This window comes from Streptomyces yerevanensis (genome assembly GCF_000716805.1).
In the GTDB taxonomy this organism is placed as follows: Bacteria; Actinomycetota; Actinomycetes; order Streptomycetales; family Streptomycetaceae; genus Streptomyces; species Streptomyces flaveus.
Genome location: NZ_JNWJ01000087.1, coordinates 34,734 through 48,123, shown reverse-complemented (window position 1 = coordinate 48,123; position 13,390 = coordinate 34,734). Strand labels below are relative to the sequence as shown.

General features: G+C 65.5%; 11 protein-coding genes. 4 read left to right on the top strand and 7 right to left on the bottom strand.

Going from position 1 to position 13,390, the window contains the following annotated elements; all coding sequences use genetic code 11:
• Positions 1-141 precede the first annotated feature (141 nt).
• A complete protein-coding gene (locus OP79_RS44735) occupies positions 142-813 on the top strand; it encodes an ATP-binding protein (protein WP_033328911.1) in 672 nt (223 codons plus the stop codon).
• A gap of 413 nt (positions 814-1,226) precedes the next feature.
• On the top strand, positions 1,227-2,555 hold the full coding sequence (locus OP79_RS58355) for an outer membrane protein assembly factor BamB family protein (RefSeq protein ID WP_033328910.1): 1,329 nt from the start codon (positions 1,227-1,229) through the stop codon (positions 2,553-2,555).
• A gap of 124 nt (positions 2,556-2,679) precedes the next feature.
• On the opposite strand, the gene OP79_RS44725 is transcribed toward OP79_RS58355, so the two are convergent.
• The 7 genes from OP79_RS44725 to OP79_RS44700 all read right to left on the bottom strand — a co-directional run bounded on the left by OP79_RS44725 (position 2,680) and on the right by OP79_RS44700 (position 10,655).
• Complete coding sequence (locus tag OP79_RS44725) at positions 2,680-3,426, bottom strand: hypothetical protein (RefSeq protein WP_157857484.1); 747 nt, start codon at positions 3,424-3,426, stop codon at positions 2,680-2,682.
• 199 nt (positions 3,427-3,625) lie between these two features.
• Positions 3,626-4,615 (bottom strand): SRA domain-containing endonuclease, encoded by a 990-nt coding sequence (locus OP79_RS55690; protein WP_157857483.1) that lies wholly within the window; start codon positions 4,613-4,615, stop codon positions 3,626-3,628.
• Positions 4,616-4,659: 44 nt separating this feature from the next.
• Entirely contained in the window at positions 4,660-7,800 is a 3,141-nt protein-coding gene (locus tag OP79_RS44720; RefSeq protein ID WP_033328908.1) for a DEAD/DEAH box helicase, read from the bottom strand.
• 200 nt (positions 7,801-8,000) lie between these two features.
• Positions 8,001-8,468, bottom strand: a complete 468-nt coding sequence (locus OP79_RS44715; RefSeq protein ID WP_033328907.1) for a DUF3592 domain-containing protein — start codon at positions 8,466-8,468, stop codon at positions 8,001-8,003.
• Between the two features lie 67 nt (positions 8,469-8,535).
• Positions 8,536-9,552: an SEC-C domain-containing protein gene (locus tag OP79_RS44710; protein WP_033328906.1), complete on the bottom strand. Its 1,017-nt coding sequence runs from the start codon at positions 9,550-9,552 to the stop codon at positions 8,536-8,538.
• 75 nt (positions 9,553-9,627) lie between these two features.
• A complete protein-coding gene (locus OP79_RS44705; RefSeq protein WP_033328905.1) occupies positions 9,628-10,002 on the bottom strand; it encodes a DUF3592 domain-containing protein in 375 nt (124 codons plus the stop codon).
• Positions 10,003-10,016: 14 nt separating this feature from the next.
• Complete coding sequence (locus tag OP79_RS44700; protein ID WP_033328904.1) at positions 10,017-10,655, bottom strand: LamG domain-containing protein; 639 nt, start codon at positions 10,653-10,655, stop codon at positions 10,017-10,019.
• 418 nt (positions 10,656-11,073) lie between these two features.
• Here OP79_RS44700 and OP79_RS44695 point away from each other — a divergent pair, with 418 nt between their 5' ends.
• Positions 11,074-12,075 carry a FecCD family ABC transporter permease gene (locus tag OP79_RS44695; protein ID WP_033328903.1) on the top strand — a complete coding sequence of 334 codons (1,002 nt, stop codon included), beginning with the start codon at positions 11,074-11,076 and terminating at the stop codon, positions 12,073-12,075.
• Entirely contained in the window at positions 12,072-13,322 is a 1,251-nt protein-coding gene (locus OP79_RS44690; RefSeq protein ID WP_245685672.1) for a FecCD family ABC transporter permease, read from the top strand. Before OP79_RS44695 ends, OP79_RS44690 begins: the two co-directional genes overlap by 4 nt.
• Positions 13,323-13,390: the final 68 nt, after the last annotated feature.

Genomic DNA, 13,390 nt, shown 5'->3' with positions numbered 1-13,390 from the left:
GGTGTGCGCTGGGGGCGCGCGGTCCGCGGTCGTGCTCCCGTTGGCTCAAGATGAGAGTTCCATTTTGAGAGTTTCAATGCAACTCTCGGTGTGTAGTCGATTGCCTACCGCAACGCGACGTGACATCAAGGGAGTTGGAAGATGGACTGCTTCGCTGGCCTCCTGAGGAAGCCATGGGATCTCTCTTTCGTGGCTGAGCCCGAGAAGATCGCGGGCCTGCGCCGCATCATGCGCCTGCGCTTGGGGCTGTGGGGCTTGCATGAGGTGATCGACGCAGCCCAAATCTGCGTCAGCGAGCTGACGTCCAATGTCATCACTCACGTAGGCGTCGGAACACCAACGACGCTCGCCGTCTCAATGAGCGGTACTCACCTACGTATCGAAGTCCACGACCCTGATACGCGCGCGCTACCCACCCTTATTGCAGCTAACTCTGACTCCGAGACCGGGCGTGGCATGGCCCTCGTCGACGCCATCGCCGACCGGTGGGGCGTCGAACTCCTCGCCGACCGCAAAGTGACCTGGTGCGAACTGGAGACGGGGCTGGCCTCCGCCGCCGGACATTGCGGAGGCACCCGCGTGACTCGAGTCGAGGCGATGCTCCGCCTGTACGGGAACGGAATGCCGGTGCTCCCGCAGACGGCAAGGTCGCGCACTCTCATGGTGACTGTCGCAGAGGAAGCGGCGATCGACATGATCGCCGACCTCCTCCACTGGCTCAGAGCGCACGGTTGCGACGCGGACGAGGCGCTCGATCGTGCGCAGATCCACTTCGAGGCGGAGGCCGCTGAGGGTGAGGGACTCCCGGCTTGAACCGACGCTGTTACGGCGAGTGTTGCTGGCCAACCACGCCTTCACCGATGACGATCACCTCGACGCACCCACTGCCGGGGCATTCGATACATCCAGCACCGCCCCGACACCATCGATGGATGCCGTAGAGAAGGTCTCCCTCAGCGTGGCGGCGCCAGGATTCGAACCTGGAAGGCTGAACCAGCAGATTTAGAGAGGGCTGTGGATTACGTCACTTACGTGCAGAGTTGCGGCTCGCTGCGCCTCATAGCCCGAGCCTGGCCCGGATCTTGGTCCGTGCCTTGGCTCGTTTCCGCCGCATGACCAGGTGGACTCAGCCGACCTTGACCACCGAAGCGGGCATGGCGACTTCTTGGGTATGAAGAGGGTACGAAGCGACGGTTCCTGTTCATTGGACGACGGAGGGGGAAACCGTGGTCGCGGACGCCGTGCCCATGCGGGTCGTACGGGACGCGGAAGCAGGGCTGTGGACGGTGACCGCGCCCGGGCGAAGTCTGCACACGCCCACCGTCGCCGGCCACCGGGTCTACGCGTTCGTCGCCGGGCGGCTCACCGCGCTGGACCGGGCCAGTGGCGAGGTCGTGTGGCAGGGCGAGCGGCGCTGGTACGACGGGCACGGCGGAGGGCTCCTCCGATGGTTTGACGGAAGCGTCCGGTTCAAGGCGAGCGGGGGCCAGATCGTCATCGCGGAGCTGCTGAACGGACCCTCACCCCGGCACTCCCGGTTCACCGTCGTGGAGAACGAGTCGGGGTCCCCGCTGTGCTCCTTCGATGTGGGGGTGGTCGATACGAACGGCAGGTACCGGAGCGACGGCCGCACCGTCGTGGTCTGTCACCGAGACCGCTCGGGACTCGCGGTCAGCGCGTTCGACGGACTCGACGGGCGCTTGCTGTGGCGACACCCCTTCCGTCGGATCGAGAGCATGGAGCTGGCGGAAGAAGTGGTCGTCGTCCAGGGCCAGCAGCCCCACAACTACGCCGTCCGCGCGTACGAACTCCGCACCGGTGACCAAATCTGGCAGCAGTCCACAGCCGAGCAGTGCGAACTCCGCCTGCCCGAGCACGGAAGTAGCCCCCAAGAACCGCTCATCTACCTCTGGAACCAGCCGCACAACCTGTTGAGCTGGTATTCCCTGGCCACCGGAAACACAATCGGTCAGTTGCCGTTCTATCGACGCCCCTACGACCTCTACCCCCGCGAGCGGGAATTGCTAGTACTGGACGGCGGCCGGTCCGTCTGGCTCTCCTCGGGGCGCCACCACGTGCTGCACGCCCGCCCCTTCGAGCCCTCGACGCCTGTGACCCGTTACGACTGGCTACGAAAGAGACTTTCCTGGCCCGGCCGCAGCGACCAGCCGATCGCATCCGCGGACGGCTGGCTGTACGCCATCGACGAGGAGAGGCGACTGCGGACGGCCCGCGTGGCACGCAGCGGCCGATGGCATCCACTGCGTCGCGTCCGTTGGCCCGACCGGATCCCCCCGGCGTTGCGATGCGACAAGCTCTTGGGCGGACTCGTGGCAGGACACGATCACGTCTACGTGAGAGCAGCCAACCGGCGGCTCGGCTCCGCCTGCGCCGTGGCCCTCCGGCAGGGTCGGGTGCTGTGGCAGCGCCGCATCGGCGGCATCACCCCACCCGTCCCGACCGGCGACCAGGTCCTCATCCTCGACGGCCACGAGGACCACGACCACCTCCGCCTGGTCGACGCCGAGACCGGCGCCTCGGCCGACCCCGAGTGACCCGGCAGCCGCTCGACTCAGCTTGGCGCGCTTGACCGGCACCGGGCTCGAACTCCCCCACCACCGGAGAACACTTCGAAGAGATCAGTAAGCTGGAGAGTGGAGCCGTCTCAAAGACGTGCTGCTACATGCTCGGCATCGCGAAGTACGGTTCAGGCCACTCCACTGACCCGTCAGCTTCGGCTTGGCCAACATGCTGCATCAGAAGCGCCGTTGGGCTTTGGATATCAACTCGTGTGGTGGTTGTGATGGGCCCGGCGGGTATGGACGGGTAGTCGATGCCGAGCAAGCCGCATATGTGCTCGAACTCTTTATTTTCGTTGCCCTCGCCGAGGTTTTCCTGCAAGTAGTCGCGCAGGCGCGAGCACACGTCGAGCATGGCATTTCCACTGTCACTAACGCGGTAGATTCCGCCCTGTAAGCTGTCGCTTTCTAAGAACCCTATAACGAAAAGTCGTTGAATCTCATCCCGGAGGATTTGCTTACTGAATCCCAGTTCCTTAGAGGTGTCGTTGAGGCTTCGGAAGCCTTCGTTCTTGATGTGCGACAAGATCGCAATCGGGTAGCCAGGGCGGCCAGAAGCTGCGAAACGAGATACATCCTGAGAGGTGAGTCCACCGAGAGTCACCTGCATGAGGAGGTCCTTCGTCATTTCGTCCCTCAGGGTCGCGTACACTGAATCTCTGGCGGTCTCATCGTCTGCATCAAAATCTCCTGGAACCCAGAAGACGCGCAAGCGAGATAAACTCTCGCGCATCGGAGTATCACGGAACGCCCCCACAACTTCAGCGAGTCGAACCTTGTTCTGCGTCGAATGACGCGCTATATATACTGCGGCCGAAATGTCCTGCGCGGTGAGTAAGGTTCTCATGTCCTTGTCTATGCCATCCCTATCGTGCTTCCAAAGGGTTTGGCCCGATACCGCCTTTGACCAGTCCCTCTTCAGATCGCATGAGAAGTCGAAGAGGTTGCGACCCCCCTCTTGGTAGGTGAAGAGTCCAGATTCCGAGGCGCTCTCCATTATCCTGAGAGCGGAATCTGATAAGAATTTGTGCTCTGTTGATGGCACGTTAGCTCCCAGAGTTCTTTGTGACGTATTGCTCGCCGTTCTGGTAGACCAAGCTGATTCCCTCTCTGTCGAGAAGGTCCTGAAGGTCATCGTGAGGTTCCTCAGGAAGTAGCACAGCCAGCTTTGGATTGGCCGGCTTTATGTGTCGGACGTAGTCCTTGAGTTGACCGATGGCCATGCGTATTTCATCACGGTTGCTTTCACCTTTTACGGAATACAGCACGTGGGCGGTGGCGTCGTAGAGGTCGGTCTTCAGAGTGCGCGTCGTTCCAGCGATCTTGATTTGATAAGCGAAGACGTCGTGATGCTGGTCTTCTAGATACTTCAGGTATTCGTCTTGAAGTTTCGCTTTGCGAAGTTCTGCGATAGAGCTCGGTTGGGCGGCGCGACGGCTCTCTATTGCCTTCCCTCTTGGTGGTTCGGCAATCGAGCTCGCGGTAACAGCCGCCGACACTTGCTGAACTTCGTTTTCCTTGGCCGGTGTAATTACATCCTCAGGAGAGTGCTGGACGTTTCCCTTCGGTCGCAGTCGGAAGACAATGATGCGTCGCCGGTTCCCCGCCGGGTCGTCGGCTTCGCGAATGGTGTATGGCTGCTCTGAGTCCAGCTCGAACTCGCCAAGGTATCGCTGCCTCTTCGCGCCAGACTTAGAGCCCGGCTCTTTTCCCGCCGCTATGAAGACTCGCAGAGATCTCCCGTCATCGGCATGACGCAAGATGGCTTTGTTCCGGGAGCCGGCCAACCCTATGAAGGTCTGGTGGTCGTAGCGGCCCTTACCTGTGTACTCGAATACAGGTCCTTGGCTGTCTTCCTCGGCGAGCCAGCCATCCTGATATCCGTACTCTTTCCCGCTGTCGTGATCTGTATAGATCAGGATATTTGGGGTAGTTTTGGATAGAATTATCCCTTCCTGGTCCCCGCCGCCGAACAGCTCCTTCATCTCAGCCCGTGTTGTGAACTGCCCAGGTTCGAGCATCGAAGGTTTGTTCATCCTTCGACGTTAACGGACATCACTGACGTCGGACTGCTAAGGAATTAGCCAGTTGCGATGGCTGAATACGTCCACACGTCAGCTGGAAGCTCATGCTTTAGCCGCCAAGTGATCGCCATCGGCTTGCTGCCGGTGTGCTCTACGTACGTGGCTGGGCCCAGGAGCATCCAAGGCTGGGACTTGCCGATGTCGTTGTTCTTGTAGCGGCGCATGAACAGGAGGACGTGGCTGCCCTGTTGGGCGTGATGCTGGTATCGCAGGCCCGTACGGGAACTTTCTGCGGTGGCGTTCTGCGATTCCCAGTGGAAGAGCGTGGGGCTCAGTGCGTAGTCCTTGTAGCGGACGGTGGGGGAGAAGTCCTTCTCGTTCTTCTCCAGCGTGATGAGCAGGGCGTCCGTCTGGAGACCGTCGACGTACTGGACGCCCTGGGCAAAGGACCGAGGCATCTGGCCACCGAGGCGGGCTACACCGAGAGCAGCCAGTATCTCGGAGCGGTTGTAGGCGCTGTGGACCTTCAAAGGGACGTAGCTATGGGACCCGGACAGAGGGATTGGGAAGTGGTCGGCCTGCTCGATGACGTACGACAGCACCTGCCGAAGCTCATCACGGAACACGGGCTGGGAACGCAGCGACTCGAGGCCTTGCTGGTAGCTGGTGAAACTTCCGGCGTTGTCCCACAGGTTGAAGAAGAGCATGCGGGCGTACGTCTGGTCAGTGGGCCCCAGAGTCTCGTATGTGGGGGCTTCGTCGGCGAGGAGGCGAAGGTAGGCCTGAGCGCGCTCGGGGTCGTCGACGTGCAAGAACGCGTGGACACGCTTGAGGAGTTCCGTTTCTCCTGAAGGTGTCGGGCCTTCGACCAGGCCTGCCCTGCGGATGACCGTCGTCCAGGAGTTGGCGCTCTTGTAGAGCTCCTTGATCTCGCGGCGGCTCTCGCGGAGGTAGTCCGCAAGGCGCGGGGTGCTGTACGCCTTGGCTTCGGTCACCAAGGTCTTGATGGTGGCGCCGAGTTGGGTGCGGATGTTGTCGAGGACGAGGTCCTTCGAGACGCCCTCCAAGATGATCTGGCATCCGGAGGGAAGCAGGGGGAAGTCACGCTCGATGTGGTCGACGAGTCGGTTCCGGGACAGATTCGTCAGGGCTCGGAACTGCTCCTCGAAGCGGAACTCCGCCCGATGGTGGCCGATGAAGTCCAAGACGGTGAGTACTGGCTTCGTCTCCGTGCGGCGTAGCCCTCGGCCCAATTGCTGGAGAAAGACCGTGGCACTACTCGTTGGGCGCAGCAGGAGCAGGGTGTCGACGTCAGGGATGTCGAGACCTTCGTTGAACAGGTCGACGGAGAAGATCACTTGAAGCTTTCCGTCGCGTAGATCAGCCAGAGCTTGCGCTCGTACGGCAGCCGGGGAATCGCTGTCGAGCGCTACAGCCTGGAACCCAGCCTTCTGGAAGAAGCAGGCCATGAAGTGCGCGTGTTTCTTGCTCACGCAGAAGCCCAGGGCGCGCATGGCTCCCGGGTCGGAGATCTTGTCCCGGACTTGTTTGAGCACGATGCGGGCGCGCGCGTGGTTGCCCGTATAGAGGTTGCTGAGGTCGTGATCTGCGTAAGTGCCCTTCTGCCAACCGATGTTGGTCAGGTCGGTGCCGTCTGGGGTGCCGAAATAGTGGAAGGGGCACAGCAGATCGTTCTCGAGGGCCTCCCAGAGCCGCATCTCTGCTGCGATGCGTCCCTCGAAGAACTCGTCCTGCACATTCCGCCCGTCCATGCGCTCGGGGGTGGCGGTGAGGCCCAACAGTTCCTTCGGCTTGAAGTGGTCGATGACGAGCTGGTAAGTAGCCGCGGTGGCGTGGTGGAACTCGTCAATGACGATGAAGTCGAAGTGGTCGGGAGCGAGTTGCTCCAGCCGTTTGACGTTGAGTGACTGGACGCTCGCGAAGACGTGGTTCCAGGCGCGTGGGTCCTCACCGCCGTGGAGTAGCTCCCCGAAGGATGCGTCATCGAGTACTTCGCGGTACGTACGCAGGGACTGCTTGAGGATCTCCTTGCGGTGGGCGACGAAGAGCAGCCTCGGATTTCCGTTGCCGAACTTTCTGCGTAGTGATCGATAGTCCAGGGCCGCCATCACCGTCTTGCCGGTACCGGTGGCAGCGACCAGGAGGTTGCGGTTTCGGCCGCGGATTTCGCGCTCTACACGAAGACGCTCAAGCATGTCCCGCTGGTACGGGAAGGGACGCACCTCAAAGCCGGAGAAGTTGATCTTCGATTCGCTCGGGGAGCTGGAGCCTCCCGCCTGAGCCAGGGCTCGATCGAGGCGCTCGCCATCGGTGTCGGGGTCGTACGACTCGAAGGCGCTGTCATTCCAGTACGCGTCAAAGGTCGCCTCGAACTTGTCGAGCACCGCTGGGGTCACGACCGATGTCAGCCGTACATTCCACTCCAAGCCATCAAGCAGCGCGGCCTTGGACAGGTTCGAGCTACCGACGTATGCAGTGTCGAAACCACTGTTGCGCCGAAACAGCCACGCTTTCGCGTGCAGTCGCGTAGAGCGGATCTCGTAGTTGACCTTTACCTCGGCGTCGAAGTCGCGAACAAGGCGGTCGAGCGCGAGCCGATCGGTGGCGCCCATGTAGGTCGTCGTGATGACCCGGATTGGCACCCCTCGCTCCTTCGCGGCGCGCAGCGAATCCTCGAGGACGCGGATGCCGTACCACTTCACGAATGCGCAGAGCAGGTCGATGCGGTCTGCGGTGGCAAGCTCGGCCCTCAACTCCGCGCCCAGGCTGGGGTCGTCCGAGGAGTTGGTGATCAGCGACGTTTCCGAGAGGGGCGTAAGTGGGCGCAGCGCGTAGACGCCTGGAGCTTCCTGCTCTGCGAGGGTCAGGAGCTGTCGTGGACCTTCGACGATGGTGCCGAAGGTCTCGTCCGGGTTGGGCGCACTTGCGGCCAGCGACTCCAGAATCTGGTTCGCGACGGCGACCTGCTTGTCGTGGGGGAGCTGGCTCAGCCTGCGTCCGACGGCTTCACCGATGTAGCGAGCCAGCACGTGCGGGGACGATTCTGCGCTGACTTCCGCGTCAATAGCCTTCCAGCCTGCCGCTTCGAGGCGCTCTATCTCACCGTGCAAGCTGTGCGTTATGAGTTGCTCGTAGACGCCTGCGACAGGCTGCGTCAGGTCCCCCGGGTCCGCCACCGATGCTCCTTCGATTGCTCACACTGATGGGGCTCAGTTCTAACAGCAGTCACTGACAATCGAGTGCGCGGGTCGCAAGCGCCCCGTGGGCAGGGACACAAGGCGCGAGAGCATCGCGGGGGCTGGGGTGTAGTGGCTCCCCGTGTATGCCCGAACCACGGAGGCCCGACCCATGTCAGGCGACAGGCGTCGCTGATCCGTCAGACGAGGTCCGAGATAGCCACCGCTGCTACCACCGCTCCGAACAGGAGGAAGAAAATGGCCCAGATCAAGTGGGCCGTTGCGGAGTAGGAGATGGTTCCCGGGGCTCCGCTGTCCGTTCGGATCACCACGATGCGGCGTGGGTCTCTCGGGTCGTAGCGGAGGGTGACCGGGACGCCGCGTTGGAGGGGGTGCTGCTCGGCGTTGAGCGGGGTGCGACGGTAGATCTGTTCGGCGGGGGCGTTCGGGTGGTCGATGGGTGGGGCCTTGTAGCGGACCTGGGGCGGGTGGACGGTGTCGCCCTCGCGGCGTTCTCCACGTACTACCTCGCCCGATGTACGGACGCCCCGGACGCCGAGGCGGGCCAGGGCCCGGCGTTCTCGGAGAACGATACGCAGGACGAAGACGCCGAAGCCCAGCAGGAGTGCGGCCAAGAGGAACTCGAAGGTGAGCCAAGGTTGATCCACGTCGAGCTCCCCCTGTCAGTCGTGTCCCCGCGGTGCCCTGCCCGTCGGCGCCGCCCTGGCGCTCCCGTCAGCCGCCACCCCCATGACATCCCTCATAAGCCCGCCCCGACCCACACCAACACCCAGCCCCCCGCTCCGGCGGCCAAGCCACAGCCCGCCCCCGCGCAGCCAACGTCGTCGCATACTGCGGCAGCAGCAAAGCGTCAGCAGGCGAAGCCAGCTCCGAAGCCGCGAACGCCTCGTAAGACGGCACCGTCCCCGGCACGATCCCCAAGTTCCCCGTCCCCGAGGCCGCCAGCTCCCTCAGCGACGTCTCTATCGTCGCGAGGTGCTCCTCGTGCGACGGGTACTCCGACCCCAACGACGGGTACGCGGCGACCAGTTCGGCGAGCTCGTCCGCCGGCCAGTGCAGTATCGCCACCGGGAACGGGCGGGACAGGGCCTCCCGTGCCGTCGTCAGTTCCGACTGGAGGCGGGCGATCTCTGCCTGGAGTTCTGCCGGGTTGTCGGAGCCCAGGGACCACACCCGCTTCGGGTCGTGGAGTTCGTCCAGGGACACCGGGGCCTTGTGCAGGGTGTCCGCGCGGGTGTCCCAGTCGTCGTGGGGCATGCCGAGCATGCGGCGGACTCGGTGGCGGCCGAAGAGGAGGGGGTGGGTGGCGTACGGGGGGTCCGTCACGTCGGTCAGCAGCAGCGTCGCGCCCTCCGTGAACGTCTCCTGTGCCGCCTCCAGCTCGTCGTGGGACTCCAGGGCCTCCGCCACGATCACCCAGGGGGCCGGGTCGCGGGGGGACGCGGCGCGGACGCCGTCGATGATCGCTCTCGCTTCCGCCTCGTGGCCGTACTCCCAGAGGTTGGCCGCCTTCAGGGCGCGTACCAGGAGGGGGTTCTCCAGGGAGTCGGGGGTGGAGAGCAGGTGGTCGTAGAGGGTGCTGGCTCGGGGGCGGTCGTCGGCCAGTTCGAGGTGGGCCGCGGCCTGCAGCAGCAGGTGCTCGGCGTCCTCGGGGTAGAGGCCGGCGGTCCGCTCCAGGCGTGCTGCTTCGGCGTTGTGGTCGACGTGTTCGGCAGGCGTGTCGGGGCGCATGGGATCACCGTACTGCCGTCGCCGTACGAACAAGAGGGATGTGCGGGCAAGAGAGATGTGCAGGCCAGGACCCGCTCAGCAGTAGCGGTAGCAGGAAGAGGGCAACAGCGTCGCGATGCGGACAAGTACCGCCGTCAGCGTGCCGCCCCACAGCACCACTCCCAGCCACATGCCGAACACCGCCGACCTGTAGCGGTCCGGCGAGTCCAGAGCCACCGTGTCGGGGGTACCCGGCATGACGAGGAGGCGTACGCGGCTGCCCTCCTGGACGCGGTGGGCGCTGATCGTGTCGGGGGTGGCGCGTTCGTACTCGGTCCCGTCGGCGTCCGTCCAGCGGACGACGGGGTGGAGGGCGGCGTACGTCGCCTCGCGGGAGGCCACGTGGCCGGTGACCGTGCCTTCGACGCGGCGCGCGGTGCGACGCAGCAGGCGTTCGGTGATCGCCAGCATGCCCTGCTGCGCGCTCAGAGCGAGGCCGCCGAGGGATCGCCCGGGAGACGCTGCGGGAAGTGCTGAGCGCGGAGCCCGGCGACCGGGGCAGCGGGGTGGCGATCGGCCCGGCGGGGACGGGATCGGGCGGTGGCGTACGCACTGTTGTTCTCGTCCAGCAGCTGGGCCTCGGTCGCCACGTCATCGTCGGTCAGCAGCCGCTGCCAGACAGCCATTTCGTCGACGCGGCCGCTCATGTAGTTCTGGTACGTGTCGCCCGACGTGAACGCGACCCGGCCGACCTGCAGAGCGCTGCCCGCGACCGTCGCGTCCGATGTACTGGACAGGGCCACCGACGCGCCCTGCGGCCGACCGTTCACATACAGGCGGACCTCCTGCTTCTCGGCGTCATAGGAACCCGCCACGTGGACCCACGTATTGAGCGGCACGCCTGTGGCAGTCGCGTTGGCGCCCTCCGACTCCCGTACGCCGTTCTCGTACCAGCTCCGCAGGAACACCCAGCGCTGTACGCCCGACGAGTAGTAGAGCGAGAAGTTGGAGTTGTCGCTGCCGGTCTGGGACAGGACCCTCCTGTAGGAGGACGCGTCACTCAGGTTGACCCACGCCGAGACGGTGAACGAGAACCTCGTGTCGACCAGGCAAAGAGTCCCCACCCATTCCCCACCCCTGCTTTACGTGATCTTTACGAGCCTCCATATCCAACCCATCTGATCGTGAGCGGTCAAGCAATTTCAAAGTGAATACATCGACGCCCCACGTGCACGGGCCAGCCGCCAACGCACCTTCCGTGACTGTCCGTTGAGGCTCAAAATCGATGTTTGGATATGCATGCCATCCCGCCACGGATGCAGCCGTCAAACCACGCCGCGCAAATTAACGGGCCCGCGTGGCTTGAAATCGCGCACCTTCAGCCCGTACTCCGCCCACAACCGGCAAGCCCCGGTGACGTCGAGCCGGGCGCTGCCCCGGGATCAGGTGGATCGGACGAAGGGCACCCTCATCCCGCAACGTACTGTTAGGCAAGCCTCAGCTGCTTGAGCAGGGGGAAGTGGAAGTGATGGAGAAGGGTGCATGTCGGGAGTCGTAGGTCGCCGCGTCGGCTGGCTGGGCGCCACCCTTCTCCTGTTGTCGCTGGCCGTGTTGCTGAGCCTCGCCGTGGGCAGTCGTACGATCCCGCCCTCGGCGGTGTGGGACGCGCTGGCGCACGGCGGTACCAGTGACGACGCCCAGGCCGTACGGGCGCTGCGGGTGCCACGGACGGTGATCGGCGTGCTCGTCGGCGTCGCGCTGGCCGTCGCCGGCACGGTCCTGCAGGGCATCACCCGTAACCCCATCGCCGAGCCCGGCATCCTCGGCATCAGCCAGGGCGCCTCCCTGGGCGTCGTCTGCGCCATCGCCTTTCTCGGCGTGCACAGTCTGACCGGGTACGTCTGGTACGCCTTCGCCGGCGCCGGAGTCGCGGCGGTCTGCATCTACGCCGTCGCGAGCAGCGGGCGGGGCGGGGCGTCGCCGGTGAAGCTGGCGCTGGCCGGGGCGGCGATGAACGCGTTCCTCGCCTCCGTCGTCTCGGCGATCCTCACGACCAACGCGCGGGCGCTGGACGAGTTCCGGTTCTGGGACGTCGGCTCGATCAGCGGGCGGGACGCGTCGATCGCCGGTCAGGTCTGGCCGTTCCTGCTCGCCGGTCTGCTGCTGGTGCTGGCCATGGCCCGCGGCCTCGACGCGCTCGCCCTCGGCGACGACATCGCCCGGGGGCTCGGCCGCAACGTGGCCCTGCTGCGGACGACCGGCGCCCTGGGTGCGACCGTCCTGACGGGCGCCGCGGTCGCCGCGGCCGGCCCGATCGCGTTCGTCGGGCTCGCCGTACCTCACATCGCCCGCGCCCTCGTCGGCCCCGGCCACCGGCTGCTGCTGCCGATGGCCGCGCTGCTCGGCCCGGTGATGCTGCTCCTCGCGGACGTCCTCGGCCGGGTCGTCGTACGGCCCTCGGAGGTACCGGCGGCCGTCATGACGGCGCTGGCGGGCGTGCCGTTCCTGATCGTGCTGGTGCGCCGGAAGGTGACGGCGGCATGACGTACGTCGACGACCGCGACGGACGCGACGACCGTGACGAGCGCGAGGACCGCCACCACTCGCAACCCGAGCGGCCCGCCCCGGCCGGGACCCCCGCGTCCCCGGAGTGCCCCACTCCCCCTCGGACCGCCGCCTCCCCGGCGCCCCTGCCCTCCTCCCCGACCTCCGTCGTCCCCGGGCCGCGTGGCTCCGTCTCCGTCCGGCCCGCCGGGCATGTCGTCGTGCGGGGTGGGCGGGGGAGCAGTTTCCTGGTGCATCGGCGGGCCTTTGTCGTGGCCGTCGTGCTGGCCGTGCTGCTCGCGGGTGCGGTGGTCGTGTCGCTGTGCGTCGGGGAGGCCTTCGTCTCGCCGGTCGAGGTCGTCCGCGTGCTGTTCGGGCTGCCCAGTCCCGATGAACTGGTCGTCGGGACGCTGCGGTTGCCGCGCCTGATGACGGGGCTGCTGGTGGGGGTCGCGTTCGGACTGTCCGGGGCGCTGATCCAGACCATGGCCCGCAACCCGCTCGCCAGCCCCGACGTCATCGGGGTGACGCACGGCGCGGGCGCGGCGACGGTCGCCGCGATGACCTTCGGTCTCACCTCGTACGCCGCCCTGCCGTACGTGTCCGTCGCGGGCGGGCTGCTGACCGCCCTGCTCGTCTATCTGCTCGCCTGGCGGGGCGGTCTCAGCGCCTCCCGGTTCGTCCTCGTCGGCATCGGCATCTCAGTGGCGCTCGGCTCCCTGACCCGGCTGCTGGTGACCAAGGGGGACTATCTGGTCGCCCAGCAGGCCAAGGTGTGGCTCACCGGGTCGCTCAACGGCCGGGGCTACGACCAGGCGGCGCCGCTCGCGACGGTCCTGCTGCTGCTCGTACCGTTCCTGCTGTGGGCGGCCCGCGCGCAGCGCAGTGCGGCGTTCGACGACGACACGGCCACCGCGCTCGGCATCCGGCTCGGCCGGGTACGGCTCGGGCTGAGCGTCCTCGGGGTCGTTCTCGCGTCCGTCGCGACCGGCGCCGCCGGCCCTGTCGACTTCGTGGCGCTGCTGGCCCCGCAGATCGCCCGGCGGCTGACCCGCACCCCGCATGTCCCGCTGGTGTGCTCCGCGTTGACGGGCGCGCTGATCGTGGTCGTCGCGGATGTGCTGGCCCGCAAGCTGCTCTCGCCGCTGGAACTGCCGGTCGGCGTCTTCACCGCCCTCGTGGGCGCCCCCTATCTGATGTGGCTGATCGTCCGCACCCGCGGCAACCGCTCCGGAGGAACCGCGTGACCGGCAACCGCCCCGCCGAACCCGACAGTCCCCGTACTGAAACCGACAGTCCCCGTACCGAACCGGAC

Coding starts and splice junctions, on each gene's coding strand:
- OP79_RS44735 (WP_033328911.1), top strand. CDS start 142: ATGGACTGCTTCGCTGGCCTCCTGAGGAAGCCATGGGATCTCTCTTTC.
- OP79_RS44725 (WP_157857484.1), bottom strand. CDS start 3,426: ATGAGAACCTTACTCACCGCGCAGGACATTTCGGCCGCAGTATATATA.
- OP79_RS55690 (WP_157857483.1), bottom strand. CDS start 4,615: ATGAACAAACCTTCGATGCTCGAACCTGGGCAGTTCACAACACGGGCT.
- OP79_RS44710 (WP_033328906.1), bottom strand. CDS start 9,552: ATGCGCCCCGACACGCCTGCCGAACACGTCGACCACAACGCCGAAGCA.
- OP79_RS44705 (WP_033328905.1), bottom strand. CDS start 10,002: ATGCTGGCGATCACCGAACGCCTGCTGCGTCGCACCGCGCGCCGCGTC.
- OP79_RS44695 (WP_033328903.1), top strand. CDS start 11,074: ATGTCGGGAGTCGTAGGTCGCCGCGTCGGCTGGCTGGGCGCCACCCTT.
- OP79_RS44690 (WP_245685672.1), top strand. CDS start 12,072: ATGACGTACGTCGACGACCGCGACGGACGCGACGACCGTGACGAGCGC.